At 69.5% G+C, this 26,405-nt stretch carries 26 protein-coding genes; 18 read left to right on the forward strand and 8 right to left on the reverse strand.

Features of this window, described 5'->3' with window-relative positions; all coding sequences use genetic code 11:
* Positions 1-11: 11 nt before the first annotated feature.
* From bpln_RS18355 to bpln_RS18385, 7 genes are all read right to left on the reverse strand, one after another.
* Positions 12-2,105: a hypothetical protein gene (locus bpln_RS18355; RefSeq protein WP_148654081.1), complete on the reverse strand. Its 2,094-nt coding sequence runs from the start codon at positions 2,103-2,105 to the stop codon at positions 12-14.
* Between the two features lie 15 nt (positions 2,106-2,120).
* Positions 2,121-3,884 carry a carbamoyltransferase family protein gene (locus bpln_RS18360; protein WP_042626886.1) on the reverse strand — a complete coding sequence of 588 codons (1,764 nt, stop codon included), beginning with the start codon at positions 3,882-3,884 and terminating at the stop codon, positions 2,121-2,123.
* 34 nt (positions 3,885-3,918) lie between these two features.
* Complete coding sequence (locus tag bpln_RS18365; protein WP_226993733.1) at positions 3,919-4,332, reverse strand: carboxymuconolactone decarboxylase family protein; 414 nt, start codon at positions 4,330-4,332, stop codon at positions 3,919-3,921.
* A 43-nt stretch (positions 4,333-4,375) separates the two neighbouring features.
* Positions 4,376-4,735: a hypothetical protein gene (locus tag bpln_RS18370; protein ID WP_042626888.1), complete on the reverse strand. Its 360-nt coding sequence runs from the start codon at positions 4,733-4,735 to the stop codon at positions 4,376-4,378.
* Between the two features lie 799 nt (positions 4,736-5,534).
* Positions 5,535-5,999, reverse strand: coding sequence for a GNAT family N-acetyltransferase (locus bpln_RS38285; RefSeq protein ID WP_042626889.1), 465 nt, complete (start codon positions 5,997-5,999; stop codon positions 5,535-5,537).
* 426 nt (positions 6,000-6,425) lie between these two features.
* On the reverse strand, positions 6,426-7,187 hold the full coding sequence (locus bpln_RS18380; RefSeq protein WP_055139622.1) for an IclR family transcriptional regulator: 762 nt from the start codon (positions 7,185-7,187) through the stop codon (positions 6,426-6,428).
* Positions 7,188-7,224: 37 nt separating this feature from the next.
* Complete coding sequence (locus bpln_RS18385; protein WP_042626891.1) at positions 7,225-8,346, reverse strand: FAD-dependent monooxygenase; 1,122 nt, start codon at positions 8,344-8,346, stop codon at positions 7,225-7,227.
* Between bpln_RS18385 and bpln_RS35715 the strand changes: the two genes are divergently transcribed.
* The 8 genes from bpln_RS35715 to bpln_RS18420 all read left to right on the forward strand — a co-directional run bounded on the left by bpln_RS35715 (position 8,272) and on the right by bpln_RS18420 (position 14,222).
* A complete protein-coding gene (locus tag bpln_RS35715) occupies positions 8,272-8,667 on the forward strand; it encodes a hypothetical protein (protein ID WP_162492384.1) in 396 nt (131 codons plus the stop codon). The two genes, bpln_RS18385 and bpln_RS35715, sit on opposite strands and share 75 nt — an antisense overlap.
* Entirely contained in the window at positions 8,664-10,067 is a 1,404-nt protein-coding gene (locus tag bpln_RS18390; RefSeq protein ID WP_042629200.1) for an MFS transporter, read from the forward strand. Before bpln_RS35715 ends, bpln_RS18390 begins: the two co-directional genes overlap by 4 nt.
* Before the next feature lie 9 nt (positions 10,068-10,076).
* Positions 10,077-10,430 carry a hypothetical protein gene (locus bpln_RS18395; RefSeq protein ID WP_042626892.1) on the forward strand — a complete coding sequence of 118 codons (354 nt, stop codon included), beginning with the start codon at positions 10,077-10,079 and terminating at the stop codon, positions 10,428-10,430.
* The gene (locus bpln_RS18400; protein ID WP_198256110.1) at positions 10,430-10,645 is read left to right on the forward strand and encodes a recombinase-like helix-turn-helix domain-containing protein; all 216 of its coding nucleotides are present in this window, start codon (positions 10,430-10,432) and stop codon (positions 10,643-10,645) included. The genes bpln_RS18395 and bpln_RS18400 overlap by 1 nt, the downstream gene beginning before the upstream one ends.
* Before the next feature lie 16 nt (positions 10,646-10,661).
* Complete coding sequence (locus bpln_RS18405) at positions 10,662-11,681, forward strand: aromatic ring-hydroxylating oxygenase subunit alpha (protein ID WP_042626894.1); 1,020 nt, start codon at positions 10,662-10,664, stop codon at positions 11,679-11,681.
* Positions 11,678-12,130 (forward strand): RidA family protein, encoded by a 453-nt coding sequence (locus tag bpln_RS18410; protein ID WP_055139623.1) that lies wholly within the window; start codon positions 11,678-11,680, stop codon positions 12,128-12,130. The genes bpln_RS18405 and bpln_RS18410 overlap by 4 nt, the downstream gene beginning before the upstream one ends.
* 12 nt (positions 12,131-12,142) lie before the next feature.
* A complete protein-coding gene (locus bpln_RS18415) occupies positions 12,143-13,102 on the forward strand; it encodes a PDR/VanB family oxidoreductase (RefSeq protein WP_055139624.1) in 960 nt (319 codons plus the stop codon).
* A 145-nt stretch (positions 13,103-13,247) separates the two neighbouring features.
* Positions 13,248-14,222, forward strand: coding sequence for an IclR family transcriptional regulator (locus tag bpln_RS18420; RefSeq protein WP_055139625.1), 975 nt, complete (start codon positions 13,248-13,250; stop codon positions 14,220-14,222).
* 59 nt (positions 14,223-14,281) lie between these two features.
* On the opposite strand, the gene bpln_RS18425 is transcribed toward bpln_RS18420, so the two are convergent.
* Complete coding sequence (locus tag bpln_RS18425) at positions 14,282-15,355, reverse strand: porin (protein ID WP_055139626.1); 1,074 nt, start codon at positions 15,353-15,355, stop codon at positions 14,282-14,284.
* A 395-nt stretch (positions 15,356-15,750) separates the two neighbouring features.
* Here bpln_RS18425 and bpln_RS18430 point away from each other — a divergent pair, with 395 nt between their 5' ends.
* From bpln_RS18430 to bpln_RS18475, 10 genes are all read left to right on the forward strand, one after another.
* Positions 15,751-16,521, forward strand: coding sequence for an SDR family oxidoreductase (locus tag bpln_RS18430; RefSeq protein ID WP_042626898.1), 771 nt, complete (start codon positions 15,751-15,753; stop codon positions 16,519-16,521).
* A gap of 36 nt (positions 16,522-16,557) precedes the next feature.
* Positions 16,558-17,097, forward strand: a complete 540-nt coding sequence (locus tag bpln_RS18435; RefSeq protein WP_042629202.1) for a cupin domain-containing protein — start codon at positions 16,558-16,560, stop codon at positions 17,095-17,097.
* A gap of 10 nt (positions 17,098-17,107) precedes the next feature.
* Positions 17,108-18,028, forward strand: coding sequence for an alpha/beta fold hydrolase (locus bpln_RS18440; RefSeq protein ID WP_055139627.1), 921 nt, complete (start codon positions 17,108-17,110; stop codon positions 18,026-18,028).
* The gene (locus bpln_RS18445) at positions 18,025-18,885 is read left to right on the forward strand and encodes an IclR family transcriptional regulator (protein WP_055139628.1); all 861 of its coding nucleotides are present in this window, start codon (positions 18,025-18,027) and stop codon (positions 18,883-18,885) included. Before bpln_RS18440 ends, bpln_RS18445 begins: the two co-directional genes overlap by 4 nt.
* Positions 18,886-19,701 carry an SDR family oxidoreductase gene (locus bpln_RS18450; RefSeq protein ID WP_055139629.1) on the forward strand — a complete coding sequence of 272 codons (816 nt, stop codon included), beginning with the start codon at positions 18,886-18,888 and terminating at the stop codon, positions 19,699-19,701.
* A complete protein-coding gene (locus bpln_RS18455; RefSeq protein ID WP_055139630.1) occupies positions 19,694-21,352 on the forward strand; it encodes a thiamine pyrophosphate-binding protein in 1,659 nt (552 codons plus the stop codon). Before bpln_RS18450 ends, bpln_RS18455 begins: the two co-directional genes overlap by 8 nt.
* Positions 21,345-22,172, forward strand: coding sequence for an aspartate dehydrogenase (locus tag bpln_RS18460; RefSeq protein ID WP_055139631.1), 828 nt, complete (start codon positions 21,345-21,347; stop codon positions 22,170-22,172). Before bpln_RS18455 ends, bpln_RS18460 begins: the two co-directional genes overlap by 8 nt.
* A gap of 15 nt (positions 22,173-22,187) precedes the next feature.
* Positions 22,188-23,684 carry an aldehyde dehydrogenase gene (locus bpln_RS18465; protein ID WP_042626904.1) on the forward strand — a complete coding sequence of 499 codons (1,497 nt, stop codon included), beginning with the start codon at positions 22,188-22,190 and terminating at the stop codon, positions 23,682-23,684.
* Between the two features lie 13 nt (positions 23,685-23,697).
* A complete protein-coding gene (locus bpln_RS18470; protein WP_042626905.1) occupies positions 23,698-24,660 on the forward strand; it encodes a VOC family protein in 963 nt (320 codons plus the stop codon).
* 131 nt (positions 24,661-24,791) lie between these two features.
* Positions 24,792-26,330, forward strand: coding sequence for a methyl-accepting chemotaxis protein (locus bpln_RS18475; protein WP_055139632.1), 1,539 nt, complete (start codon positions 24,792-24,794; stop codon positions 26,328-26,330).
* Positions 26,331-26,405: the final 75 nt, after the last annotated feature.

Genomic DNA, 26,405 nt, shown 5'->3' on the forward strand with positions numbered 1-26,405 from the left:
GGCTCGCGTGGCTAGGCAGCCGGGCTCGCGCCGGTCAGCATCAGGCGGTGGATCTGCCCATGCACGTGGAACACCTCCGGGCCGCGCTGCATCGACAGGCTGCTTGCCGCGCGCTCGACCAGCGTGTCGTCGACGCGCTCGGGCGCGGGCCAGCGCAGCACCAGGCGGTTCACGCCGGGCACCAGCGCATCGGCGGGAATCGCCGTCTCGGCGCGGCGCCAGCCGGCCTCGACGGCGAGCGTGCCGATCGCGCGCCCGTTGACGCTGACCGTGCAGCCGGCCGGCGCGGACAGGCCGCGCGGGGCACGGATCACGGAGCGCAACAGGGCGCCGGCACGGCCGTCCGAGATCACCACGAAGTCCGATTCACTGCCGACCGCCTGGTAGTAGGCGGGGTTCTCGTGGAACGGGCGCAGCGCCGCGTGGTGCCGCGCCGCGTGCTGCGGCTGCAGCAGGTCCTGCGTGGCGCCCGGCTGCAGGTAGGCGTCGAACAGCTGCGCATGCCATGCCTCGCGTGCGCCGGCCTCGCCGTGGCGCGCCAGCGCCGCCACCATGGCCGCCTTCAGTTCGTGGTCCGCCAGGTGCGGGTTGAGCTTGAAGCCCATGTAGCGCTCCACCTGCGCGATGTCGAGATCGTCGAACGCGCGGTGCGTCCAGCGCGGCTGCAGGCAGGTCTCGAACGCGAGGAACGAACGGTACCAGCGCCTGACGTCGTCGGGCGCCGTGTCGATCGCAAGGTCGACCCAGTGCGCGACGATCTCGCCGGATTGCCCCCAGTTCGCGTTGTGGATGGCGGCGAGGAACATCGCACTGGCCCGCGCGCGCGCCGACAGCGCATAGACGGGTGGGTCGCCGGAGTTGCCGTGGCCGGGCGTGCCGCCGCCCAGCGCGGCCACGACGGCCGCCGCCGCGTGCCGCGCGAGCGTATCGATGCCGAGTTCGGTCAGGTGGCAATAGTCGAGGAAGTGCTCGCGGCCCGGCAGCGAATCCGCCTCGGCGAACAGCTGCGGCAGGTCCACGACGGCGATGCCGGCCGCCGCGGCGTGCCGGCGCAACGCGTCGATCGAGCGCGAGTGCATGCCGGGCGCCTGCGGCACCGGCAGGATCGCCGCCATGTCGCGCGCCTTTTCGAGCCACGGCCGCGCGGCCGGCGCGCCCTGGGTGTGCAGCAGCGCCTGCGCCTTCAGCCACAGGCTGTGCGAGGCGTGGCCGCCGTCGAGCGCGATCATCGCGTCGGCCGCGCGTTCGAGTCGCCCGTCGTCGCCGGCCTCGCGGGCCGTCTCGGCCTCGGCGCGCAGCGCGTCCCATTCCGCGAGCGCCGGCCCCGACAGCAACGGCGGGGCCGCCGTGAAGCCGGGCTTCCAGTCGCGCAGGTTGAATTCGGGAATCGCCAGCACCAGCTTCGCGCCGGTACGCGCGCCGATCCGCGCCAGCGTGTCGACGAGCCGTGCGGCGAAACCTTCCAGCGCCTGTTCGAGCATCGCGACGAGGCCCGCGATCCCGTCGGCACGCAGCGCCGACGACAGGCCGACCAGATCGACGTAGCCGAACACGTCGCCGGCCGACAGCCAGTTGTTGCCGGCGAACAGCACCAGCGCATCGGGGCGCAGCAGCTCGGCCGCGCGCGTCGAGATCTCGACGCTCTCGGTGAAGCTCATGTTGGTGCGCGCGAGATCGAGCACCTGCACCGGCGACGCCGAGAGGCGCTCCAGATGCTTGTGCAGCACGCCGGCGGGCGTCAGGTACGGGTCGTAGAGGAAGCCGCGTCCGGCCGACTCGCCGACGAACACCACGCGCCGCGCCGCGGCATCCAGCTCGATGTGATCGAGGTCCGCCCAGGTGCGCCAGTTGCCCTGCGCATCCTTGACGCGCTCGAAGCGCTGCGGATGGTCGGCTACGCGCCGCCAGCAGCCGATCGTGTCGCTGGCCTCGGCCGGCTTCGACGCGACGGTTGCGGCGGTCCCGGCGGGAGGCTTCGCCGCGGTCGCGGCCGGCACGGCGGCGGCTTCGCCGAGTACCAGCGACTTGACGAGGTCGATGATTTCCGGCGCGTCCCGATTCTCGCCAATTAGTTGTGCCAAGCGAATCAGAGTGGGAGAGGTCATCGCGGTATTCGCTTCCTAGATGAAACTGTAGACGTTGTGGGCGATGCCCGACGAAACCAGCGGGGCGGTGTCGCCGAAGCGCTTCAGCCAGATTTCGGGCACGTCGTCGCGATCGATCAGCGTGTCTTCCACCACCAGGCAGTCGATCGCCGAGCGCAGGAAGCAGATCAGCGCGTCCTCGATGGTGCGCACGATCGGCTCGTCCTTCAGGTTGAACGAGGTGTTGAGCAGCAGCGGGCAGCCGGTGCGGCGGTGGAACGCCTCGAGCAGCCGCGCGTAGCGCGGGCTGACCGCTTCGTCCACGGTCTGCACGCGTGCCGAGCCGTCCACGTGCGTGATCGAGGGCAGGTCGAGCGCAGAGCGCGTCTGGCAAGTCTCCAGCATGAACGGCGACGCATGATCCAGATCGAAATGGCTCGACGCGTGCGCTTTCAGCACCGACGGCGCGAACGGGCGGAAGCCCTCGCGCTTCTTGACGGCCCGGTTGATCCGTTCGCGCATGTCGGGGACGCGCGGGTCGGCGAGGATCGAGCGCGCGCCGAGCGCGCGCGGGCCGAACTCCATCGCACCCTGCACCCAGCCGATCACCTTGCCGGCGGCCAGCCGTTCGGCGACGGCGTCGACCAGCGCGGCCTCGTCGCCGGCGAACGACCGCCAGCGCGCGGGCGAGTTCTCCAGCAGGCGGCTTGCGTCGGTGCCCGCGTTGGCGCTGCCGAGATAGACGTGGCGCAGCTCGCCCAGGCCCGGCGCCTCGCCCGTCAGCAGCACGTGGCCGAGCGCGGCGGCGCCGAACGCGCAGCCGGAATCGTTGGAGGCGGGTTGCACGAACAGGTTGCGAAACGGCCCTTCGCGATGAATCCGCCCGTTGGCGACGCAGTTGAGCGCCACCCCGCCCGCCATGCAGAGGTTCTCGGACGACACCAGCGTGTGCAGGTACCGGACTTTCTCGAGCAGCAGCGTTTCCAGCACCAGCTGCAGGCTGCGCGCCACGTCGTAGTGGAAGCCCTCGAGCGCCGCGCCGCGTTGGCGCGCCGGGCGGCCGAACAGCGCCTCCAGCGCGGGGCTGTACATCACGTCCTCGCCGATGAAGGCGAAATACTGCAGGTCGAGCTCGAAGCGGCCGCCCTCGCTGTGCCGGATCAGCTGCCACATCGGCTCGGTCAGCGTGGGCTTGCCGTAGGGCGCGAGGCCCATCACCTTGTATTCGCCCTCGTTGACCTCGAAGCCGAGATAGGCGGTGATGGTGCTATAGAGCAGACCGATCGAATGCGGAAAGTCGACGTGCCCCAGCAGGTCGAGGCGGCTGCCCCGACCCTGCGCGAACGACATCGTGTTCCACTCGCCGACGCCGTCGACGGTCAGCACCGCCGCGTTGTCGAAGCCGGAGTAGTAATAGCTGCTGGCTGCGTGCGAACGGTGATGCTCAAAGCACTCGACGCGGCCCTCGAAGCCGAGCACCTCGCGGATGTCGCGCATGACGATGGCCGGATCGACCTGACGGCGAAATGACAGGTTCGGCCGCGCGTGCAGGTGCGGCAGGCTCATCGCCAGCTGTCGCTCGAGCTTGCGGTGCGGGTTCTCGTAATAGGCGACGCAGTCGATATCGGTGATGTCGAGGCCGGCGGCATCGAGGCAGTGGCGCAGCGCGTGCCGCGGGATCGACGGATCGTGCTTGAGCCGCGTGAAGCGTTCCTCCTCGGCCGCGGCGACGAGCTTGCCGTCGACCAGCAGGCAGCACGCCGCGTCGTGATAGTGGGCCGAAATGCCGACAATGTTCATCTGGCGTTCCTCGTGGAAGCGGGCAGGGCGAGGCTCATTCGGCATGCGGCTCGGTGGCGAGCACGCCGAGCTGGACGAACAGCTCGCGCACCGTGTAGATCGAACTGATCGCGTAGGGGTAGCCGGCGAACAGCGAATTCTGTTCCAGCGCGGCGAAGATCTCGTCGGGCGTCCAGCCCACCTCGAGCGCGGCCTTCGCATGGAACTGGATCAGCCCCGGGTAGGCGTTGATCGCCGCCAGCGTGGTCAGCGTGATCAAGGTGCGCAGCTTGATCGACAGTCGCTCGTCGCCGAAGTAATCACCGTAGGACTCGACGTTGATGTCGTGATAACGCGGCGACACCTCGCGCAGCTTGTTCAGCACGAGGTCGCCATTGTCGGGTTCCAGGGTCTTGATGGCAGCCAACCCCAACTTGTACCGCTCACTCCACGCCGATCTGTCAATCATGGACCACTCCATAGGTTATCGGTTGAGACTCGATTTCACGATTTCACGAATAGCCGGATTCGATATTCGGCACCTGGGTTCCGAATGCCGTCAGGGTTCTGGCCACTTCCTTGCGCAGCACGTTGAGCAAGGTCAGCTTCGAGATCTGGATGGCGAGCCATATCACGACCACGCCGAGCAGATAGCTGAGCGGAATCGACACGAACGGGCTCGGGAAGCGCTCGCGTACGCTGAGCGCGACGATCGCGATCAGCGGCGTGGCGAGCAGCACGATCAGCAGCAACTGGTAGAACAGGATCTTGCCGTGCATCGCCTTCTTCATCGAGTAATGCCAGACCTGGTGCTTCTCGTCGGCGTTGCAGGAGCGCAATTCCGGTATCGAGCGGTAATTGAAATAAATCATGCGCGCGCCTCGAATTTCAGCGTGAAATGAATCGGAAAGGTTGGATCGAATCGCGATCGAATTGGAATTGGCAATTCCGATGCGACGACGAAACCTTAACCGACTCTTTGTGAATTAATAAAGACAATCCGATAATTACAAAATGCAAACCTGCGGCCGTCGCGGCACCGCCGGGCACGCGCTGCCCCGGCTCGGCGCCGGCGGATTGGCCAGGCCGATGAGGACGAGAGCGTGGGCCGCCACCACCCCGGCAAGGGCGGCGCGAACGTGGACCGCGGTGACTTCGCGAGCAACGCTGCCTGGCCGGACAGGCCCGCTGGTGGCGGGCGCGGCTGTCCAGATGTCGAGCCCACGGGGGAACCGCCGATGGTTTCGGCAGACGTGCGGGACGACCACGGGCAGCCGCACGCGCGCGCTCCTGTCGAGCGCGCCCGCGCAACCGCCGGTGCGATGATGCTCCGGGTGCGCAGTCAGGCGATACGGTGCCGACTGCCGACTCTCGGTTGCCTGTTCAATCTGCATTCACCAAAAGCATGCATTCCAATTTCCTGGATTCACTAAAACTGTGCATTAATTGACTGGAATTATTTTAACAGGGAATGTCGGCGAGCGTAAATGAGTAAATGAGTAAGTCAAATCGTTGTCCCGTATTTTCGGGAATTAAGTCGCTAACAAATAAATATCGGAATGAAGTGCTTTTGCGGGGAGGCGCCGGCCCATGGAAGCCGGCGGCACGGGGCAGGGGAAGGGAAGATCGGTGAGTACACGCCGCAAGGCCGCGGCGTGTACGTGACGGCGTTCAGTTCGCCGCCAGGTCGAGATGGAAGAACTGGTTGAAACCGGTGGAGGTGTAGTCGCCAAAGCGCTCGCCCTTGATGAAGCCGTGGCGCAGGTACATCGCCACCGCGGGCTCGAATGCTTCCCCCGAACCGGTCTCGAGGCTCACGCGCGTGTAGCCGCGCTCGCGTGCGAGGTCGAGCAGGTGCGCGAGCAGCCGCGAGGCCACGCCGCGGCGCAGGTGCGCCGGGTAGGTGCGCATCGACTTGATTTCGCCGCGGGTGGGCGAGAGTTCGCGCAGCGCGCCGCAGCCGAGCACCGTGTCGTCGTCCCAGGCCACGAAGAACGCGATGTCCGGCCGCTTGAGGCCGGACAGGTCGAGCGCGAACACACTGTCCGGCGGAGAGTTCGCATGCATGCCCTGCAGATGCAGACGCAGCAGGTCCGTGACCTGTGGATGGTCGAAGTCGCCTGGTTTGATGATCATGGAAAGAGTTCCGTCGAGTCTCGGCAGTAGGGGCACCGCGCGGGGGATGCCGCGAGGCGTGCGGGTGTGCTGTGCGTACCGGATGTCGGGCGCGGCGGGCGCAGCGTCGCCGCGCGTCGGCGACTCAAGTATCGCATTCGCCGCGACGGGCTGGACAGCCATGTTCGTTCTGTTTTCGCGGACCGCGCGGGCGGCTCGGTGGGTTCGCCGACGGCGCGCCCGGATTGGGCCCTGGATCGAGCGCGGCTTCGCGATCGTGATCGCTCGATGATTCGATTCGTTGTCCTTGATAACGATGTTGGTCGGGAAGACGATCGACGGCGGGTGCAGCCAGTCCTCCAGCATGAGGCCGATGACCTTTGTGCAGAAGATCAACAGGCTTCGCAGTGCGGATGATGACGGCCGGCGCGGTAGATCGACTGCCGCCTACGCGACCAGCCGCGCGATCTGCTGCGCCGCCGCCTTGAGCTGCTCGACCAGCGTCTCGGCGTGGCCGGGCCGCCCGGAGAACATCTGCGAGGGACCGGCGATGCTGAGCGCCGCGATCGCGCGGCCGTCGCCGCCGACGATCGGCGCCGCGCACGAATCGATGCCGGCCTCCAGCGCGGCGTGGCTCCATGCGCAGCCCTCGTCGCGAATCCGCTGCAGCCGCGCCGACAGCGCGGCCCAGTCGGGCGCGTCCGCTTCGCGCCACGCCGCTTCGCACATCCGCGCGACCTCGTCGGGGTCGGCGAGCGCGAGCATCGCGAGGCCCGGCGTGGCCCGGTAGGCAGGCAGGCGGCTGCCCACGCGGATCTGGCTGACGAGCGGCGTGTCGGGCGTTTCCGCGAGCGAGTAGACAATCTCGTGATGCTCGCGCACGACGAGATAGGTCGACATGCGGGTGGCGGCGGCCACGCCGGGCAGCACCTCGCGCGCACGCGCGATCAGGCTCGACGAGCCGAGCGCGGCGGCCGCGAGCGTCAGGAACGGCACGCCGAGCCGGTGCCCCTCGGCCTCGCCGACCAGCATGCCGGCCTGCTCCAGCGTGGCGAGCAGGCGCATCAGCGTCACGCGGTTGACGCCGATCCGGCGCGCCGCTTCGCTGATGTTGCGCGTGCTGCCGCCCTCGGCGATGAAGCGCAGCAGGCGCAGCGAGCGTTCGACGGCGCCCGATGCGTCGGCGGGGCGTTCCGGTGGGGCGGTCATGGCGAGGCGGGCTCAGGGGCGTGGCGACGGGACGACATCATGCCAGAGGAACGCGCCACGCATCGTAGCCGTAGACCCAGTCGGCATTGCCGCCTTCCTTGAGCCAGGCGTTGCCGCGCGAGCCCACCTGGATGCGCGCGGTGCGCTCGCGGCGCGCGGCCTCGTAGCGTTCGAGCGACGTTTCGAGCGTGGCCGGCGCCGCCGCGTCGAGCGCGCGCGCCAGCACCACCGCGTCCTCGATCGCCATGCCGGCACCCTGCGCCATGAACGGCATCATCGGATGGCAGGCGTCGCCAAGCAGCGTGAAGCCGGGGCGGCTCCAGCGCGGCAGCGGATCGCGCACGTAGAGCGCGGAGGCGAGCACGCTGTCGCAAGCGGCCAGCAGCGCGCGCGCGTCCTGGTGGAACGCGCGGTAGGCATCGCGCAGCGCGTCCGGATCGCCGGGCGTGGTCCACGATTCGTGGGTCCAGTCGGTCTGGCCCGTCGTCGCGAAGATGAACACGTCGCGGCCGCGATTGAGCGGGAACGTCACGATCTGCGATTCGGGCGTCGGCCCCCACCACTTCACGAACGCGCCGACGTCGTTGCCGGTGATGCGTTCGACCGGCACCACCGCGCGATACGACACCACGCCGGTGAACTGCGGGCGGTCCTCGCCGAACATGAATTCGCGCACGCGGGAATGGATGCCGTCGGCGCCGACCACGAGGTCGAAGTCGTGACGGCTGCCGTCGGCGAGTTCGATCGACGCGCCGCTCCCGTCGCGAGCAAAGCCGGCCACGCGCGCGCCGAGCCGCAGCCGCGCGGCGGGAATCGCCTGCACCAGCGCGTGGACCACGTCGGCGCGATGCATCGTCAGCTGCGGCGCGCCGTACTTGCGCTCGGCCTCGTCGGACATCGGCAGGTGGGAGGTGACTTCGCCGGTGTCCCAGGTGCGGCTGATGCGGGCGCTGGGGCGCGCGGCCGTCTCGCGCAGCCGCTCGCCGACGCCGAGCCCGTCGAGCGCGCGCACCGCGTTCGGCGTCAGGTTGATGTCGGCGCCGACGCGCCCGAACGCGTCGGCCTGCTCGAACACGGTGACCTCATGCCCCGCCCGTTCCAGGGCGATCGCCGCCGCGAGCCCGCCGATACCGCCACCCGAAATCCCGATCTTCAACATGCCAAGCACTCCAATACGTTCAAAAATGAACATGATGTAAAAGAATTGAACGAACCGAAGTGTCGGAGCTTTTTATTTTGGCCGCAAGCCATTTCCATGGCCCGGAATTCGCGTGCCGATCGCGGCGTGGCCGCCTGCCGGGGCCGCGCCGCGGGGCGTTGGTATTTTCCCTCGGTGATCTCGAAAACATTTTTTTCTGGCGGAGGGCTTGGCTTAAAATTAACCACATACGAATCGTTGTTCCGTAAGTGGAACGAATGGCCCCAGGAAACCGCGATGACCGTTCAACCGCAACTTGGCGATGTAAACCTATGGACATGAAGGTCGAAGTGGACAAGGCAACAGGGACCGGCCAGGCCGGCGCGTCGGACCGCTTGACGCTCGGGGGCATCGTGGCGCGCATGGAGCGGCTGCCGGGCAACGCCATGCAGATCCGGGCGCGCGTGCTGATCGGCTGTGCGACGTTCTTCGACGGTTTCGACGTGATCGCGATCGCCGCGACGCTGCCGATGCTGATCGCGAAGTGGGGCCTCGCGCCGTCGCAGATCGCGTTTCTGATCGCCGCCGGCTCGGTGGGCCAGCTGATCGGCGCGCTGCTGTTTCCGGCGCTCGCGGAGCGCTACGGGCGGGTGCGGACGATCGCCTGGAGTTCGGGGATCATCGGCATCACCAGCATCGCCTGCGGCTTCGCGCCGTCGTATGCGAGCTTCGTCGTGCTGCGCGCGGTGCAGGGCGTGGGGCTCGGCGGCGAGCTGCCGGTGGCGGCGGCCTACATCAGCGAGATCACGCGCGCGCATGGCCGCGGCCGCTTCGTGCTGCTGTACGAAATCATCTTCCCGATCGGCCTGCTGGTGTCGAACGCGCTCGGCGCGTGGCTGGTGCCGGTGCTCGGCTGGCAGGTGATCTATTTCGTGGGCGGCGTGCCGCTGATCCTGGCCTTCACGCTGCGCCGGCTGGTGCCGGAGTCGCCGCGCTGGCTCGGCCAGCGCGGGCGCATGACGGAAGCCGCCGCGTCGCTCGCCGCGTTCGAGGCGAGCGTGAAGGGGCCGCTGCCGCCGCTGCCGTCGGGCGAGGCCGCCCAGGCGGAAACCCTGGCGAAGCATCCGAAGCGCGGCCTGCGCGACCTGTTCGGGCCGCTGTACCTGAAGCGCACCATTTCGGTGGCGATGCTCTGGATGACCTGCGGCGTGATCCAGTACGGCCTGCTGACCTGGCTGCCGACCATCTACAAGACGGTCTATCACGCGCCGCTGCAGCTCGCGCTGAACCTCACGGTGGGCGCCTCGGTGCTCGGCGTGATCGGCTCGCTGATCTGCGCGCTGGTGGTCGACAAGGTCGGCCGCAAGCCGGTGATCAACGTCTCGTTCCTGCTCTGCGCGATCGCGCTGTTCGGCGCGGCGGTATTCCACGACAGCTCGGTCTACGTGGTCGGCACGTTCTGCGCGCTGTCGTTCGGCCTGCTCGGCTGCGGCTTCATCACGGCCTACGTCTACACGCCGGAGCTGTACCCGACCAGCGTGCGCGCGCTGGGCTGCGGCGTCGGCAGCGCCTGGCTCAAGATCGCCGCGATCGCGGCACCCGCGCTCGTCTCGAAGACCATCACCACCAACATCAGCGTCGCGTTCTACGCGTTCGGCGCGGTGCTGCTGGTGGCCGCGCTGGTGATCCACCGGCTCGGCATCGAGACGAAGGGCCAGGTGCTCGAACAGCTCGAAAGCTGATCCTTTCCCATGCCACAAGGAGCCAACCCGGTGACTTCCGAGAACGTGCGGGACGCGGTGCTGATCACCGTGTTCCTGCGGCACGATCAAACGAACAACCTCGACGCGATCCAGACCCGGCTCAAGGAAGCCGACTGGTGGGAACGCTTTCCCCCGGAGGGCGTGCGTGTCGTGTCCTGGACGGTGGCGATGGGCTTCGGCCAGATCGTCACGCTGGAAGTGCCGCCGCCGCTCCTGCCGCTCGTCAACCTGGAGCTGGAGCGTTCGGCATGGGGCGTGTTCCGCACCGAGTGCTATCCCACCTACGATTTTCTGCCGGTTCGCGAGCGCATTCGCGAACGGGTTCGCAATGGAGGCAAATGATGGACCGATATCTGGAGCCGCATCAGGCGCGGCAGCGTCCCCCGACGCAATACGAGAACCTGCTCGGCGACGCGATCGAGCGCGCGTTCGCGCAGGGCATCACGGCGCTGCCGGCGCTGGTGGCCTACCTGAACGATTTCGGGCCGCGCACGCAGAACGCCGAGGCCTGGACGGAAGACAACTTCCGTACCGAGATGGCGCGTCTGGCGCAGTAACCTTTCGGAGAACCCCATGAATACGGATCACAAGGACGACATCGAAAGCACGCTGCAGCGCGGCCTGGACAATCTCTGGTACCCGATCTGCCCGGCGTCGTTCGTGAAGCAGGAGCCGGTGTCGCTGCGCCGCCTCGGACGCAAGCTGGTGTTCTGGCGCGACGTGGACGGCACGCCCTACGCGCTCGAGGATCACTGCCCGCACCGCGGCGCGCCGCTGTCGCGCGGCGTGGTGCTGGGCGACCGCATCCAGTGCGGCTACCACGGCGTCCACGTGCGCTGCGACGGCGTGGTGACCTCGGTGCCGGGCAGCCCGGGCTGCAAGCTCGAAGGCTCGCGCGGCGCGCGCTCGTTCCATGTGCGCGAGGCGGCGGGCGTGCTGTTCCTCTACAACTCGGCCGGCAACGTCGACGAACCGCCGCCGCTGGTGCTGCCGGAAGAGCTGACCGGCGCGGAGTTCTCGTCGTTCCTCTGCTACACCGAGTGGAAGGGCGACTACCGCTACGTGCTCGACAACGTGATGGACCCGATGCACGGCGCGTATCTGCACAAGCAGTCGCACTCGATGGCCGAGGGCGAGATCAGCGCGACCTTCACGATTCGCGATACGGAGCGCGGCTTCGTGTTCGAGAAGGTCGGCCAGCGCGACGTGAACTTCGACTGGACCGAGTGGGCCGACACGGGCCTGCACTGGATGCGCCTGGAGATTCCCTATCCGAAGACGGGCGGCCCCGGCGGCAACTTCATCATCATCGGCAGCTACACGCCGATCACGCCGCAGCTGGCCGCCGTGTTCCACTGGCGCTGCCGCAAGGTGGAAGGCTGGCAGCGCGACACCTGGCGCTTCCTCTACCGCAACCGGCTGGAGGCGCGCCACTGGGCCGTGCTCGAACAGGATCGCGAGATCCTCGAACACATGGAACCGGACGCGAACCGGAACGAGCACCTCTATCAGCACGACATGGGGCTGGTGCGGCTGCGCCGCCATCTGCGCAATCTCGCCAAGGCGCAGCTCGAGAACGGGGCGGCGCGATGAGCACGCGCCAGCCGGCCCGGCTCGCGCCGGTCCAGGTGCATTGCGAGGCGGTGCCGGAGGCGCCGGGCGCGACCTGGAGCAATGCGCTGCGGGTGGGCGACGAGCTCGTGATGTCGGGCATGACCGCGCATCCGGCCACGCGCGAGGCGGCGGGCGGCCTGTCCGCCTACGAGCAGACGCGCGTGGTGCTGGAGAAGATCCGCGCGCTGGTGGAGGCGGCCGGCGGCGACGTTGGCTGCATCACCAGGCTGGTGGTGTACGTGACCGACATCGCCGACAAGGCGGAGGTCGGCCGGGCGCGCCGCGAGTTCTTCGCGGAACGGGTCGGGCAGGGCGCGCCGTACCCGTGCTCGACGCTGGTGCAGGTGTCGGGCCTGGTGTTCCCGGAGCCGTGCGTCGAGATCGAGGCCAGCGCGCGGCTCGACCTCGTCGGGGCGGCGATCAAGTAAAGAGACGCGAAGATGAGCAATCAACCAGCCTACACGGCGCTCGTGCGCACGCTGCGCCACGAGGCGCCGGGCATCATGAGCATCGAACTGGTGCCGCCGCGCGGCGAGCGCTTCCCGAGCTTCGAGCCGGGCGCGCACGTCGACCTGCATCTGTCGAGCGGGCTGCTGCGCAGCTACTCGCTGCTCAATCCGGGCGGCGAGACCGGGCGCTATGTGGTGGGCGTGCAGATCGATCCGAAGGGGCGCGGCGGCTCGCGCTTCATCCACGAGAATTTCCGCGTGGGGATGAGCGTGGGCCTGTCGGCGCCGCGCAACCTGTTCGCGCTCGACGAGAACGCCGCGCACAGCGTGCTGATCGCGGGCGGCATCGGCGTCACGCCGATCCTCTGCATGTACCGCCGCCTGGTCGAGCTCGGGCGCCCGGTGCGCATGCTGTATTGCGCGCGCAGCGTCGAGCACGCGGCCTTCCTCGATGAGCTGCGCGGCTTCGGCGGCGCGCTCGACCTGCATTTCGACGCCGAGCACGACGGCCGGCCGGCCGACCTGAAGGCCTACCTGGCCGAGGTGCCCGCCGACGCGCACGTCTACTGCTGCGGCCCCGCGCCGATGCTCGACGCGTTCGACCAGGCCTGCGAAGCGGTCGGCATCGCGAACCGGCACGTCGAGCGCTTCGCGGCGGCGCCGCAGGCCGAGCCGGCGGCGAGCCACGGCTATCAGGTCGAACTCGCGCGCAGCAAGCGGCAGCTCGAGGTGGCGGCCGGGCAGTCGCTGCTCGATACGCTGCTGGCGGCCGGCGTGCAGGTGGACCACAGCTGCATGGAAGGCATCTGCGGCTCGTGCGAGACGCGCGTGCTGTCGGGCTGTCCCGATCATCGCGATTCGGTGCTCAGCGCGTCCGAGCGCGCCACCAACCAGGTCATGATGATCTGCGTGTCGGGCTGCAAGGGCGAGAAGCTCGTGCTCGACCTGTGACGCGGTCCCGGCCGGCGGTCCGCTCGCGCCGTCGGCCGGATGCCTGACCGGCCCGCGATCAAGAGAAGGATCAGGACCAGAATCGCGACCGGCCCATGCCTTCGCGCTATCATCGGTGTTCTTTTCCACAACAATCTTGCCGATCATGGCGCGAGCAACCACCACTGGCAATGCAAAACGGCCCCGCGCCGGACAGGCGCCCGACACCGACGAGGCGCTCGCGTCCGCGCCGGATGCGTCGGTTGCACCGCATGCGCCGGTTGCCGGCGGCGACGCCGCGGCGGAGTCCGGTGACGAGGCCGGCGCGGCGGGCGGCTCGTCCTATTCGGTGCCGGGCCTCGAACGCGGGCTGCGGATCCTGGCCGAATTCTCGTCGCGCGAGCCGGTGCTGGGCGCGCCCGAATTGTCCAAGCGCATCGGCATTCCGCGCACCACCACGTTCCGGCTGCTGCAGACGCTCGAATCGCTCGGTTTCCTGGAACGCGCGCCGGGCGACCGTCGTTTCCGGCTCGGCGTCGCGATCCTGCGGCTCGGCTTCGAATACCTGAACTCGCTCGAACTGACCGACTTCGGCCAGCCGGTGCTCGACTGGCTGCGCGACGACACGGGCTTCAGCACCCATCTGCTGATCCGCGACCAGCGCGACGTGGTGTTCGTGGCCAAGGCGCAGACGCGCGACCCGATGTTCAGTTCCGTGAAGGTCCACGTCGGCACTCGGCTGCCCGCGCATGCCACGGTGCATGGCCAGGTGCTGCTCGGCGACCTGACGCTGGCCGACCTGCGCAGCCTCTACCCCGAACGCGAGCTGTCGCGTTTCACCGAGCGCACGCCGGCCACCGTCGACGATCTCTACCAGCGCATCCGCGCCACCGCCGTGCAGGGCTATGCGCTCAGCGAGGCGTCGTTCGAGCGCGGCATTTCCGCGATCAGCGCGCCGGTGCGCGATCACACCGGCCGCATCGTCGCCGCGCTGACGGTGACGGTGCCGCGTTCCGACATCGGCGAGGCCGAACGCGCGCCGCTCGTGGCGCGGACCTGCCAGGCCGCGCTCGACCTGTCCGCGCGCCTGAACTACCGGCCGCGCGTCGGCGATCCCACGCAGTCCTACGCCCACGTCTGAAACGCGGGGCGCGGCGGCCCTGAATGCCGCCGCGCCCCGCGTGTCCCGAGTCGCCCGGCTCAGAACGAGTGGTGGATGCCGGACAGCACGATGGTCTGGTTGCGCCCGCTCGACACGCCCGCCGTGAAGAACGCCGCGTTGGCGTTGCTGTTGGCGTGCTCGTACATCAGGTTCACGTACACCTGCGTGCTCTTGGAGAGCGAATAGGTGTCGCCGATCTCGATCTGCGTCCAGCGGCGGCCCGACAGCGTGGTGGTGGACGCGCCGCCCGCCAGGTTGCTGAACGGCGTGAGCTGGTAGTTCGCGCCCACGTCGAAGCTCTGGTAAATGTCCGAGAAGCCCGCCGATTCCAGCTTCACGTGCGTATACACGCCGTGCAGCAGCAGCTTGCCGAGCTGGTAGGACAGCCCGGCGCCCATGTTCTCGACCTTGGCCGCCGTGTAGTTCGCGGCCGCCACGCCCTGGAAGCTGGTGATGCCGGTGGTGACGATCGACGGCGTGCGGTTGCTCTCGTTCGAGTACACGGCGCCTGCCTTGAGCGGCCCGTGCGCGTAGGTCAGCGTGAAGCTGGTGTTGCGGCCGGTGGCGAAGTTGCTGGTGTTGCCGAGCCCCATCATCGCGCCGACCGTGAAGCCGTAGTAATCCACCGAGCGGAACTTGACCGAGTTGTCGAACGGCACCACGCCCGTATCGGCCAGTTCGTCGATGTTGCCCGGGTGGAACGTGAACCAGCTCTGCGCCAGGTAGGCCGTGCTGAACGGCCCGAGCACGTCGAAGTTGAACGGCGTCTGGTGGCCCAGCGTCAGCGTGCCGATCCGGTTCTGGCTCAGCCCGACGAACGACTGCCGGTTGAACAGCGTGCCCGCCTTCGCGAAGCTGCCGGTGCTGGTCGAAAAGCCGTTCTCCAGCTTGAACACCGCGCGCCAGCCGCCGCCCAGGTCCTCGGTGCCGGTCAGGCCCCAGCGGTCGGGCTGCGTGTTGCCCTGCTCCTCCATCCACTTCGAACTGCCCGAGGCGTTGCTGATATAGGCAACGCCCGCATCGAGGCTGCCGTACAGCGTCACGCTGCTCTGCGCCGACGCCGTCGCGCTAACCACAAGACCTGCCACCCCGGCAGCAATGATGCGCTTCACAATACGTACTCCTAATGTGTGGTTTTTCAGTGGGGCCTGCTTGGCCGACACGCCGCCGGCGAAATGCCGGTGTGCCGTGTCGCGAAGTTCGCCGCTCGTCAGTGTGTTGTTTGTTTCATATAAGGAACGACGTATCTTCTATGGAAATTATAATGAGATGGAAGCGTGGACAAAAAAAGCTTGGTGTTCGGACTTACCCGCAGGCCGCGCATGTTGCGGGAACGCTGCGGCCCCTTTACGCGGCCCCTTTGCACAGGGCACCAACGCGATGACGTACCGATGCGCCAGTGTTTTCCCTGAGCCGGGAAATTTTCTTTTTGACCCGTGCCGGCCAACCTTATAATGACCACATATAAATCAGTGTTCCTTGTATGGAACAATCAGTCGGAGGCAGGATGAATCTCCCCACGTACCGCGACACGGATGGAAGGCTCGACGGCCGGCGTGTGATCGTGACCGGCGGCGCCCGCGGGCTCGGCGCCGCGTTCGTCGAGGCACTGGCGGCGGCAGGCGCGCGAGTCGTGTTCGGCGACGTGCTGCATGACGCGGGCAGCACGCTGGCCGCGCGGCTCGGTGAGCGCGTGCATTTCGCGCCGCTCGACCTGCGCGACGAGGCGAGTATCCAGGCCTTCGTCGCCGGCGCCGCCGAGCGGCTGGGCGGCGTCGACGCGCTCGTCAACAACGCCGCGATCACGAATTCGGGCGGGCGCCCCGCCGACCAGCTCGACACCGGCACCTGGGACGCCGTGATGGAGGTGAACGTGCGCGGCACCTGGCGCATGTGCGTGGCGGCGCTGCCGCATCTGCGCCAGTCGCCGTGCGCCGCGGTGGTGAACCTCGCGTCCGACACCGCGCTGTGGGGTGCGCCGAAGCTGCTGGCCTACGTCGCGAGCAAGGGCGCGGTGATTGCGATGACGCGTTCGCTGGCGCGCGAGTTCGGCGCCGACGGCATCACCGTGAACGCGGTGGCGCCGGGGCTGACCGAGGTGGAAGCCACCGAATACGTGCCCGCCGAGCGTCATGCCTACTACCGGCAGGGCCGCGCCATCGCGCGCGCCCAGCTGCCGGCGGACGTTACCGGGCCGGTGCTGTTCCTGCTGTCCGACGCGGCGCGCTATCTGACCGGGCAGGTGCTGCCGGTCAACGGCGGCTTCGTGATGAACTGATTCTCGCCATCGAGCGAGTCAACCTGGAGAATGAAGATGGCCGATGCCGATATCGAACGCAAATCGTGGGACCAGCCCGCCGACGCGAGCTTCGAGCAATGGATGGAGGCGCGCGTGGCGCGCTTCGCCACGCGCCGCTACGACTGGGACGCACTGAAGTTCCAGGCCGACTACGACCCGAAGTACCGCCGCGCGCAGATGCGCTATGTCGGCACCGGCGGCACCGGTGTCGCGAAGGACGTCAACACGGTGCCCGCCGGCGGCTTCACGTTCTCGACCATGGTGATCCCGGCCGGCAACGTCGGGCCGAGCCATATTCACATGGACGTCGAGGAAATCTTCTTCGTGCTGCGCGGCAAGATGAAGGTGATCTGCGAACGCGACGGCGAGACCTGGGAATCGGTGCTGGGCGAGCGTGACCTGATCTCGGTGCCGCCCGGCGTATACCGCACGGAAATCAACGTCGGCGAGGAAGACGCGCTGATGTGCGTGATGCTCGGTTCGCCGAAGCCGGTCACGCCGACCTATCCGCCCGATTCGCCGCTCGCGAAGATCAAGCGCGAGCTCGCGAAGTAAGAGGCCGCCCATGCACGACCACCCCAGCCACGCCGGCCCGACCGACGGCGCGCCGGACCTCGGCGCCCGGCTCCCGGCGTTCCCCGCGCGGCGGATCGACGTGGCGCCGGCGCGCGCCGTCGGCTATCGAGAAGCCGGCGCGCCGCCTGCCGCCGGCCCGCATGCCGGCCGCCTGCCGATCGTGCTGCTGCACGGCATCGGCTCCGGCGCGGCGTCGTGGGTGCAGCAGCTCGACACGCTCGGCGCCGCGCGCCGCGTGCTCGCCTGGGATACGCCGGGCTACGGCGAATCGAGCCCGGTCGCGCCGGCCTCCCCGCAGGCCGGCGACTACGCCGCCGTGCTGGCGGACTGGCTCGACGCGCTCGGCGTCGCGCGCTGCGTGCTGGTCGGGCATTCGCTCGGCGCGATCGTCGCCGGCCGCTTCGCCGCCACGCATGGCGCGCGCGTCGCCGGCCTGCTGCTGCTGTCGCCCGCGGCCGGCTACGGCGCCGCGAGCGAGGCGGTGCGCGCGCAGAAGCGCGACGCGCGCCTCGCGATGCTGGCCGAACTCGGCCCGCAGGGGCTCGCCGAGCGGCGCAGCGCCAACATGCTGTCGCCGTCCGCGAGCGAGCCGGCCCGGCAATGGGTGCGCTGGAACATGGCGCGCGTCGTGCCGGCCGGCTACGCGCAGGCCACGCACCTGCTGGCCAACGCGGATCTGGCCGCCGATCTGGCGGGCCGTCGCGGGCCGGTGATGGTGGCGGTCGGCGAGCACGACGGCATCACGCCGCCCGAAGCCTGCGCGCGCCTCGCGCGGGCGGCGGGCGTGCCGCTGCAACTGATCCCGAACGCCGGCCACGCCGGCTACATCGAGGCGCCGGCGGCCTGCGACGCGCTGATCGACGCGTTCGCGCGGCGTTGCGAGACGCCGGACCCGGAGGCGAGCGCATGACGCCGGCATCGACCGACCGCGCCGCGCCGGATGCCCCGGCGCCGGGCGAAGTCAGCTATCTGGTGCCCGGGCTCGATCGCGGGCTGCGCATCCTCACCGAATTCTCGGCACGCGAGCCGATCCTGGGCGCGCCGGAGCTGTCGCGCCGGCTCGGCATTCCGCGCACCACGGTGTTCCGGCTGCTGCAGACGCTCGAATCGCTCGGCTTCATCGAGCGCGCCAACGGCGAGCGCAATTACCGGCTCGGCGTGGCGGTGTTGCGGCTCGGCTTCGAATTCCTCAGTTCGCTGGAGCTGACCGACCTGGGCCTGCCGCTGATCGAGGCGCTGCGCGACAGCACCGGCCTGTCCACCCACATCGTGATCCGCGACGGCCGCGACGTGGTGTTCGTCGCCAAGGCGCAGAGCCACGCGAGCGCGTTCAGCGCGGTGAAGGTCAACGTCGGCACGCGGCTGCCCGCCCACGCCACCACCCACGGCCACGTGCTGATGGGCGACCTGACGCTCGACGAACTGCGCGCGCTGTACGCGGGCGTCACGCTGGAACGCTTCACGCGGCATACGCCCGGCACCGTCGACGAGCTGTTCGAGCGCGTGCGCGCCGACGCCGAGCAGGGCCACGCGATCAGCGAATCGTCGTTCGAACACGGCATTTCGGTGGTCAGCGCGCCGGTGTTCGGCGACGCGGGGCGGATCGTGGCGGTGGTCACGGCCACGGTGCCGCGCGCGCATTTCGACACCACGCTGCCCGCCGCCGACCTGATCGACAAGGTGCGGGCGACCGCGTTTCAACTCTCGCTGCGGCTCAACTACCGGCCGCCGGCGGAAACCCGCTTCATGAATGCTTTGGAAATCTAAATGATTCAGATCGATCTCTCAGGGCAGGTGGCCGTGGTGACGGGCGGCACGTCCGGCATCGGGCTCGCCGCCGCGCGCCTGTTCCTGCAGGCGGGCGCCTCGGTGGCCATCTGCGGGCGCGACGCCGGCCGCCTGGCCAGCGCCGAGCAGGCGCTGCGCGACGCGTTCCCCGCGGCCCGGCTGCTGGCCGCGCGCTGCGACGTGCTCGACGCCGCCGACGTCGCGCGCCTCGCCGAGGCGGTCGGCACCGCGTTCGGCCGCGTCGACATGCTCGTCAACAACGCCGGCCAGGGCCGCGTGTCGACCTTCGCCGACACCAGCGACGAGGCATGGCGCGAGGAGCTGGACCTCAAGTACTTCAGCATCATCCGCCCGACCCGCGCGTTCCTGCCCATGCTGGAAGCGGCGGCTGCCGGGGGCGACGGCGCCGGCGGCGCGATCGTCTGCGTCAATTCCCTGCTCGCGCTGCAGCCCGAGCCGCACATGGTGGCCACCTCGTCGGCGCGCGCCGGCGTGCTGAACCTCGTCAAGTCGCTGGCGGGGGAGCTCGCGCCGCGCCGCGTGCGCGTGAACTCGATCCTGATCGGCATCGTCGAGTCGGGGCAGTGGCGCCGCCGCTACCAGGCGCAGGCGCAGCCCGGCCAGAGCTGGCGGGACTGGACCGGCGAGCTGGCTCGCCAAAAGAAGATTCCGCTCGGCCGCTTCGGCCGCCCCGAAGAAGCCGCGCAAGCGCTTTTTTATCTGGCCACACCGCTGTCGTCGTACACGACGGGAAGCCATATCGATGTCTCTGGAGGCGTAGCACGTCATGTCTAATACCACGACGGTCGGCGAACTGATCGCCGCTTTTCTCGAACAATGCGGCGTGCAGACCGCGTTCGGCGTGATCTCGATTCACAACATGCCGATCCTCGACGCGATCCACACGCGCGGCAGGATCCGCTACGTCGGCGCGCGCGGCGAAGCCGGCGCGCTGAACATGGCCGACGGCCTGGCGCGCGTGTCGGGCGGCCTCGGCGTGGCGTTCACCAGCACCGGCACGGCGGCCGGCAACGCGGCCGGCGCGATGGTCGAGGCGCTCACCGCCGGTACCGCGCTGCTGCACGTCACCGGGCAGATCGAGACGCAATACCTCGACCAGGATCTGGCCTATATCCACGAAGCACCGGACCAGCTGAGCATGCTGGCCTCGATTTCGAAGGCCGCCTACCGCGTGCGCTCGGTCGAGACGGCGCTGGCCACCGTGCGCGAGGCCGTGCGCGTGGCGCAGACCGCGCCGAGCGGCCCGGTCAGCGTCGAGATCCCGATCGACATCCAGGCCGCCCGCGTCGCGTGGCCGGCCGACCTGCGCGCGCCGCACGTGAGCCTGCCGACCCACGACGCGCAGCGCGTCGAGCAGCTGGCCGACGCGCTCGCCTCGGCCAGGCGTCCGCTGCTGTGGCTCGGCGGCGGCGCGCGCCACGCACGCGCGCAGGTCGAGCGGCTGGTGCGGCTCGGCTTCGGCGTGGTCACCAGCGTGCAGGGCCGCGGCGTGCTGCCGGAGGATCATCCGGCCACGCTCGGCGCGTTCAACGTGCAGCCGACCGTCGAGGCCTTCTACCGGACCTGCGACGCGATGCTGGTGGTGGGCTCGCGCCTGCGCGGCAACGAAACGCTGAAGTACAGGCTGGCGCTGCCGCAGCCGCTGTACCGGATCGACGCCGACGCGCTGGCCGACAACCGCGGCTACCCCAACGCGCAGTTCGTGCATGGCGATGCCGCCGCCACGCTCGACCAGCTCGCCACGCTGCTCGAGGGCCGCCTGCGCGTCGATCCGGCCTTCGCGCAGGATCTGGCCGCGGCGCGCGAGGTGGCGGTGGGCGAGACCGGCAAGGGCCTCGGCCCGTACCGCGAGCTGGTCGAGGCGCTGCAGCAGGCCGTGGGCCGCGACTTCAACTGGGTGCGCGACGTGACGATCTCGAACAGCACCTGGGGCAACCGCATGCTGAAGATCTTCGAGCCGCGCGCGGGCGTGCATGCGCTGGGCGGCGGGATCGGCCAGGGCGTGCAGATGGCGATCGGCGCCGCGCTGGCCAACGCCGCCGCGAAGACGGTCTGCCTGGTGGGCGACGGCGGCCTGATGGTCAACGTCGGCGAACTCGTCACGGCGGTGCAGGAAAACGCCAACGTGATGATCGTGCTGATGAACGACCAGTGCTACGGCGTGATCCGCAACATCCAGGACGCGCAGTACGGCGGCCGCCGCTGCTACGTGCAGCTGCACCAGCCCGAGTTCGCCCGGTTCTGCGCGAGCTTCGGCCTGACCCACTACCGCATCTCGTCGCTCGACCAGGCCGAGGCCGTGATCCGCGAGGGCATGGCGGCCAGCGGCCCGGTGATGGTGGAGGTGGACATGCTGTCGATCGGCTCGTTCGCCACCGCGTTCGCCGGCCCGCCGGTCAAGCAGCAGGAGCCCGAACATGCGTGATCACGCTGCGGCGCCCGGCGGGCGCATCGAGGTGGCGATGATCGGCTTCGGCGCGATCGGGCAGACCGTGTATCGCGCGGTGGCCGCCGATCCGCACGTGCGCGTCGCGCAGATCGTGGTGCCCGGGCATCAGATGGAAGCGGTGCGCGAGCTGGCCGGCCCCGACGTCGACGTCGTCAGTGCCGTCGCCTCGCTCGCGAACCGGCCGCGCTTCGCGCTCGAATGCGCGGGGCACGGCGCGCTGGTCGATCACGTCGTGCCGCTGCTCGAGGCCGGCACCGACTGCGCGGTGGCGTCGATCGGCGCGCTGTCCGACCTGTCGCTGCTCGAGGCGCTCGAGGCGGCGGCCACCGCCGGCAACGCCACCGTGTCGCTGCTGTCGGGAGCGATCGGCGGCATCGACGCGCTCGCGTCGGCCCGCGAAGGCGGCCTCGACGAGGTGCAGTACATCGGGCGCAAGCCGCCGGTCGGCTGGCTCGGCACGCCGGCCGAGGCGGTCTGCGACCTGCACACGCTCGCCGAGGCGCGCGTGATCTTCGAGGGCAGCGCGCGCGACGCCGCGCGGCTCTACCCGAAGAACGCGAACGTGGCGGCCACCGTCGCGCTGGCGGGCCTCGGGCTCGACCAGACGCACGTGCGCCTGATCGCCGACCCGCAGGTCACGCGCAACGTGCATCGCATCGTGGCGGCCGGCGCGTTCGGCGAGATGTCGCTGGAAATGAGCGGCAAGCCGCTGCCCGACAACCCGAAGACTTCCGCGCTGACCGCGTTCAGCGCGATTCGCGCGCTGCGCAACCGCGCCGCGCATTGCGTGATCTGATCAGGGAAGGACGACATGTCAGACAAGGACATCATCGCTTCGCTCGTGCCGTCCGACGAGATCTTCGTCGGCGGGCGCTGGAAGCGCGGCCGCGGCGCCGTGTTCGCGAGCCGCTATCCGGCCGACGGCTCGGTCAACGCCGAAATCACCACCGCCGACGCCGACGACGCGCGCGAGGCCGTGGAAGCGGCCGATCTGGCCTGGCGCCGCGCCGACTGGGCCGGGCTCAAGCCGCATCAGCGCGCGCTCGTGCTGTACCGGATCGCCGAGCTGATCATGGCGCGCCACGAGGCGCTCGCCCAGCTGCAGCGGCGCGACAACGGCAAGCCGATCGGCGAGACGCGCGTGCTGGTGGCCAGCGCCGCGAACACGTTCCGTTACTACGCGGCCTGCCTCGAGACGCTCGACGAGGAGCTGACGCCCTCGCGCGGCGACTACCTGACGATGAGCGTGCATGAGCCGATCGGCGTGATCGCCGCGATCACGCCGTGGAATTCGCCGATCGCCTCCGACGCGCAGAAGCTCGCGCCGGCGCTGGCGGGCGGCAACGCGGTGGTGCTCAAGCCGGCCGAGGTCACGCCGCTCGCCTCGCTCGCGCTGGCGCGCATCTGCGAGGAAGCGGGCGTGCCGCCCGGCGTGCTGAGCGTGCTGCCGGGCAAGGGTTCGGTGATCGGCGACGTGCTGGTGCGCCATCCGCTCGTGAAGAAGGTGTCGTTTACGGGCGGTACCGAGGTGGGCCGCGGCATCGCCCGCATCGCGGCCGAGAAGCTGATGCCGGTGTCGCTCGAACTGGGCGGCAAGTCGCCGACCATGGTGTTCGCCGACGCCGATCTCGACCATGCCGTGAACGGCGTGCTGTACGGCATCTTCAGCTCGTCGGGCGAGGCCTGCATCGCCGGCTCGCGGCTGTTCGTCGAGCGCCCGGTCTATGATGAATTCATGCGGCGGCTGGTGGAGAAGGCGCGCCGGCTGCGCGTCGGCGATCCGGCGCAGCCGGCCACGCAGATGGGGCCGCTCATCACGGACCGGCACCGCGAGTCGGTGGAGCGCTACGTGGCGCTCGGGCTCGAGGAAGGCGGCCGGCTGCTGTGCGGCGGCGAGCGGCCGGTGGGCGAGGGGCGCGAGCACGGCTATTTTTACCAGCCTACGATCCTCGAAGGCCTGACCAACGGCGCGCGGATCTGCCAGGAAGAGATCTTCGGGCCGGTGCTGGTGGCGATGCCGTTCGACGACGAGGCGGCGCTGCTCGCCGAGGCCAACGACAGCGTGTTCGGCCTCGCGGCCGGCATCTGGACCCGCGACTACAAGCGCGCGTGGCGCGTGGCGCGCGCGCTCGAGGCGGGCACGGTGTGGATCAACACCTACAAGCTGTTCTCGATCGCCACGCCGTTCTCGGGCTGGAAGGACAGCGGCATGGGCCGCGAGAAGGGGCGGCTCGGGATCCGCGAGTACATGCAGCAGAAGAGCCTGTACTGGGGCTTGAACGACGCGCCGCTGGCGTGGGCGAACTGAGGAGGCGAGCAACATGACGATTCTGGGCATCGAACAGATCACCTACGGCGTGGACGATCTGGATACCTGCCGCCGGTTCTTCTCCGACTGGGGCATGCGCGAGGTCGCGCACGAGGCGGGCCGGGCGCGCTTCGAAACGCTGAACGGCTGCACCGTGCTGGCGGTACGCGCCGACGACCCGTCGCTGCCGCCGGCCTTCGAGGCCGGCCCGACGCTGCGCGAGGTGACCTGGGGCGTGGCGGACGCGGCCGACCTGGCGGTCTACCGCGAGCGCCTGGCCGGCGCGCCGGGCTATTACGCGACCGACGCGGCCGTCGGCTGCATCGATCCGGCCGGCATGGCAATTCGCGTGGAAGTGACGCGCAAGCGCGCGATCGACGTGCAGGGCTCGCCGTCCAACGTGTGGGGGCAGGCGCCGCTGCGTGTCGATACGCCGAGCCCGGTGTACGACCATGCCGAGCCGATCGAGGTCGGGCACGTGGTGTTCTTCACCAACTGCCTCGCCGAGCAGCAACGCTTCTACGAGGAACGGCTCGGCTTCGAGCTGTCGGACCGCTACCCCGAACGCGGCGCGTTCATGCGCTGCGCGCCGCATGGCGGCCATCACGACATCTTCCTGCTGGCCCTGCCGAACGGCAGGAAAGGCCTGAACCACGTGGCGTTCGCCGTGCGCGACATCCACGAGGTGTTCGGCGGCGGCCTGCACATCAGCCGCTGCGGATGGACCACCCAGCTCGGGCCGGGGCGGCACCCGGTGTCGTCGGCCTATTTCTGGTACTTCAAGAATCCGGCCGGCGGCCTGATCGAGTACTACGCGGACGAGGACCAGCTGACGCCCGACTGGCAGCCGCGCGATTTCGAGCCCGGTCCGACCGTGTTCGCCGAGTGGGCCGTGGACGGCGGCCTCGACGGCCATACGCGGCGCCAGAAGAGCGCCGACGCGCCCGAAGGCGCGTTCATGACCGAACGCAAGTAATCCTCCCAACGCTTCGTTGCCTCGGCACGCGCCCCGTGAACAGGGCGCGCCGGCCGCGCTCGCGCGCGTGCCCGGGCGGAGCGACATGACCAACGACGCCACAAACGACACGCTACGACAGGCAACCGGACATGAAAAGCTTGACGATCAACGCGCGGCTTGCCATCACGGTCGCGATCCTCGGGGTGATGGTGGTGCTGGTGGCCGCGATCGGGCTGGCGGGCATGACGCTCGGCGACCGCGCGCAGGACGAGGCGTACCGCCTGCATTTCCTGTCCGTGAACGCGCTGCGCAAGTCCGACGCGGCCATGTCGCGAGCCCGCTTCGGGCTGGACTGGGCGATCGCGAACCCGCGGTCGCCCGAGCTGGGCGCCCAGCTCGAACGCTCCAGGCGGCTGTTCCAGGAATCGGACCGCTGGTGGGCCGAGTTCCGCGCGCTGCCCAAGACGCCGCGGCTCGAAACCTTGAGCGAGGATCTCGCCGTCAAGCGCGAGGCCGTGTTCAAGCAGGGCATCGACCAGCTGATGGAGGCGATCCGCACCGGCAACACCGGCTGGATGGACGCGGCGCGCGCGAAGCAATTGATCGGGCTGTATTCGGCGATGAACGCGAGCCAGGCCGCGATCGCCGACTATCTCGACGAGCATGCGCTGCAGTCGAGCCGCCGCTCGAACGCGCTGTTCCGCGCGTTCCGGATCGTCAGCGCGGCGGTGCTGGTGCTGGCGCTGATCGTCACGATCGCGGGCTGGCGCTCGCTGCGGCGCGCGATCGTGGAGCCGTTGCGCTCGGCCATGGCGCAGTTCGCCTCGATTTCGCGCGGCGACCTGACCGCCACCATCGAGGTCCGTCGCGACGACGAGATGGGCGCGCTGCTGGCCGGCCTCGGCGCGATGCAGGGGCAGCTGCGCTCGACGCTGCAGCGCATCCGCAGCGGCGCGGACGCGCTGTCGCTGACCACCCAGGAGATCGCCAACGCCAACCTCGACCTGTCGCAACGCACCGAGGAACAGGCTTCGTCGCTGGCGCAGACCGCCGCCGCGATGCAGGAGCTGGTCGAGACCGTGCATGGCAACGCCGCCCACGCCACCCAGGCGCGCACGCTGGCCGGCAACGCCACCGAAGCCAGCGTGCGCGGCGAGCAGTCGGCCGTGCGCGCGGCCGGTACGATGCGCGAGATCCGCGCCAATTCCACGGCGATGATGGACATCATCGGCACCATCGAGTCGATCGCGTTCCAGACCAACATCCTGGCGCTGAACGCGGCCGTGGAAGCGGCACGGGCCGGCGAGCAGGGGCGCGGCTTCGCGGTGGTGGCGAGCGAGGTGCGCACGCTCGCGCAACGCTCGGCGACCGCCGCCAAGGAAATCGCCGGCCTGATCTCGCAGTCGGACGCGCGCATCGCCGCCGGCGCGGAACTCGTCGAGCAGAGCCACGTCTCGATGCAGGCGATCGTCGCCGCGACCTCGCAGGTCGATACGCTGATCGGCGAGATCGCGGCCGCCTCGCGCGAGCAGAGCCAGGGCATCGAGCAGGTCGGCGTGGCCGTCTCGCAGATGGACGAGGTCACGCAGCAGAACGCGGCGCTGGTCGAGCAGAACGCGGCGGCCGGCAGCGAGCTGGCCGAGCACGCGGGCGCGCTGCGGGCGCTCGTGGCCGATTTCCGGCTGTGACGGCGGCCGGCGCCATGCCGGCTTGCGCGGTGTGCCCGCACGCAATGCGCGCGCGAGGTTTCCGACGCTGGAGGC

Origin of the sequence: Burkholderia plantarii, from assembly GCF_001411805.1 — a bacterium.
Classification (GTDB): domain Bacteria; phylum Pseudomonadota; class Gammaproteobacteria; order Burkholderiales; family Burkholderiaceae; genus Burkholderia; species Burkholderia plantarii.

Bases quoted from the DNA above. Each gene is read 5' to 3' on its own strand.
- bpln_RS18355 (WP_148654081.1), bottom strand. From the start codon at position 2,105: ATGACCTCTCCCACTCTGATTCGCTTGGCACAACTAATTGGCGAGAAT.
- bpln_RS18360 (WP_042626886.1), bottom strand. From the start codon at position 3,884: ATGAACATTGTCGGCATTTCGGCCCACTATCACGACGCGGCGTGCTGC.
- bpln_RS18365 (WP_226993733.1), bottom strand. From the start codon at position 4,332: ATGATTGACAGATCGGCGTGGAGTGAGCGGTACAAGTTGGGGTTGGCT.
- bpln_RS18370 (WP_042626888.1), bottom strand. From the start codon at position 4,735: ATGATTTATTTCAATTACCGCTCGATACCGGAATTGCGCTCCTGCAAC.
- bpln_RS38285 (WP_042626889.1), bottom strand. From the start codon at position 5,999: ATGATCATCAAACCAGGCGACTTCGACCATCCACAGGTCACGGACCTG.
- bpln_RS18380 (WP_055139622.1), bottom strand. From the start codon at position 7,187: ATGACCGCCCCACCGGAACGCCCCGCCGACGCATCGGGCGCCGTCGAA.
- bpln_RS35715 (WP_162492384.1), top strand. From the start codon at position 8,272: ATGCCCCGCCCGTTCCAGGGCGATCGCCGCCGCGAGCCCGCCGATACC.
- bpln_RS18385 (WP_042626891.1), bottom strand. From the start codon at position 8,346: ATGTTGAAGATCGGGATTTCGGGTGGCGGTATCGGCGGGCTCGCGGCG.
- bpln_RS18390 (WP_042629200.1), top strand. From the start codon at position 8,664: ATGAAGGTCGAAGTGGACAAGGCAACAGGGACCGGCCAGGCCGGCGCG.
- bpln_RS18395 (WP_042626892.1), top strand. From the start codon at position 10,077: ATGCCACAAGGAGCCAACCCGGTGACTTCCGAGAACGTGCGGGACGCG.
- bpln_RS18400 (WP_198256110.1), top strand. From the start codon at position 10,430: ATGGACCGATATCTGGAGCCGCATCAGGCGCGGCAGCGTCCCCCGACG.
- bpln_RS18405 (WP_042626894.1), top strand. From the start codon at position 10,662: ATGAATACGGATCACAAGGACGACATCGAAAGCACGCTGCAGCGCGGC.
- bpln_RS18410 (WP_055139623.1), top strand. From the start codon at position 11,678: ATGAGCACGCGCCAGCCGGCCCGGCTCGCGCCGGTCCAGGTGCATTGC.
- bpln_RS18415 (WP_055139624.1), top strand. From the start codon at position 12,143: ATGAGCAATCAACCAGCCTACACGGCGCTCGTGCGCACGCTGCGCCAC.
- bpln_RS18420 (WP_055139625.1), top strand. From the start codon at position 13,248: ATGGCGCGAGCAACCACCACTGGCAATGCAAAACGGCCCCGCGCCGGA.
- bpln_RS18430 (WP_042626898.1), top strand. From the start codon at position 15,751: ATGAATCTCCCCACGTACCGCGACACGGATGGAAGGCTCGACGGCCGG.
- bpln_RS18435 (WP_042629202.1), top strand. From the start codon at position 16,558: ATGGCCGATGCCGATATCGAACGCAAATCGTGGGACCAGCCCGCCGAC.
- bpln_RS18440 (WP_055139627.1), top strand. From the start codon at position 17,108: ATGCACGACCACCCCAGCCACGCCGGCCCGACCGACGGCGCGCCGGAC.
- bpln_RS18445 (WP_055139628.1), top strand. From the start codon at position 18,025: ATGACGCCGGCATCGACCGACCGCGCCGCGCCGGATGCCCCGGCGCCG.
- bpln_RS18450 (WP_055139629.1), top strand. From the start codon at position 18,886: ATGATTCAGATCGATCTCTCAGGGCAGGTGGCCGTGGTGACGGGCGGC.
- bpln_RS18455 (WP_055139630.1), top strand. From the start codon at position 19,694: ATGTCTAATACCACGACGGTCGGCGAACTGATCGCCGCTTTTCTCGAA.
- bpln_RS18460 (WP_055139631.1), top strand. From the start codon at position 21,345: ATGCGTGATCACGCTGCGGCGCCCGGCGGGCGCATCGAGGTGGCGATG.
- bpln_RS18465 (WP_042626904.1), top strand. From the start codon at position 22,188: ATGTCAGACAAGGACATCATCGCTTCGCTCGTGCCGTCCGACGAGATC.
- bpln_RS18470 (WP_042626905.1), top strand. From the start codon at position 23,698: ATGACGATTCTGGGCATCGAACAGATCACCTACGGCGTGGACGATCTG.
- bpln_RS18475 (WP_055139632.1), top strand. From the start codon at position 24,792: ATGAAAAGCTTGACGATCAACGCGCGGCTTGCCATCACGGTCGCGATC.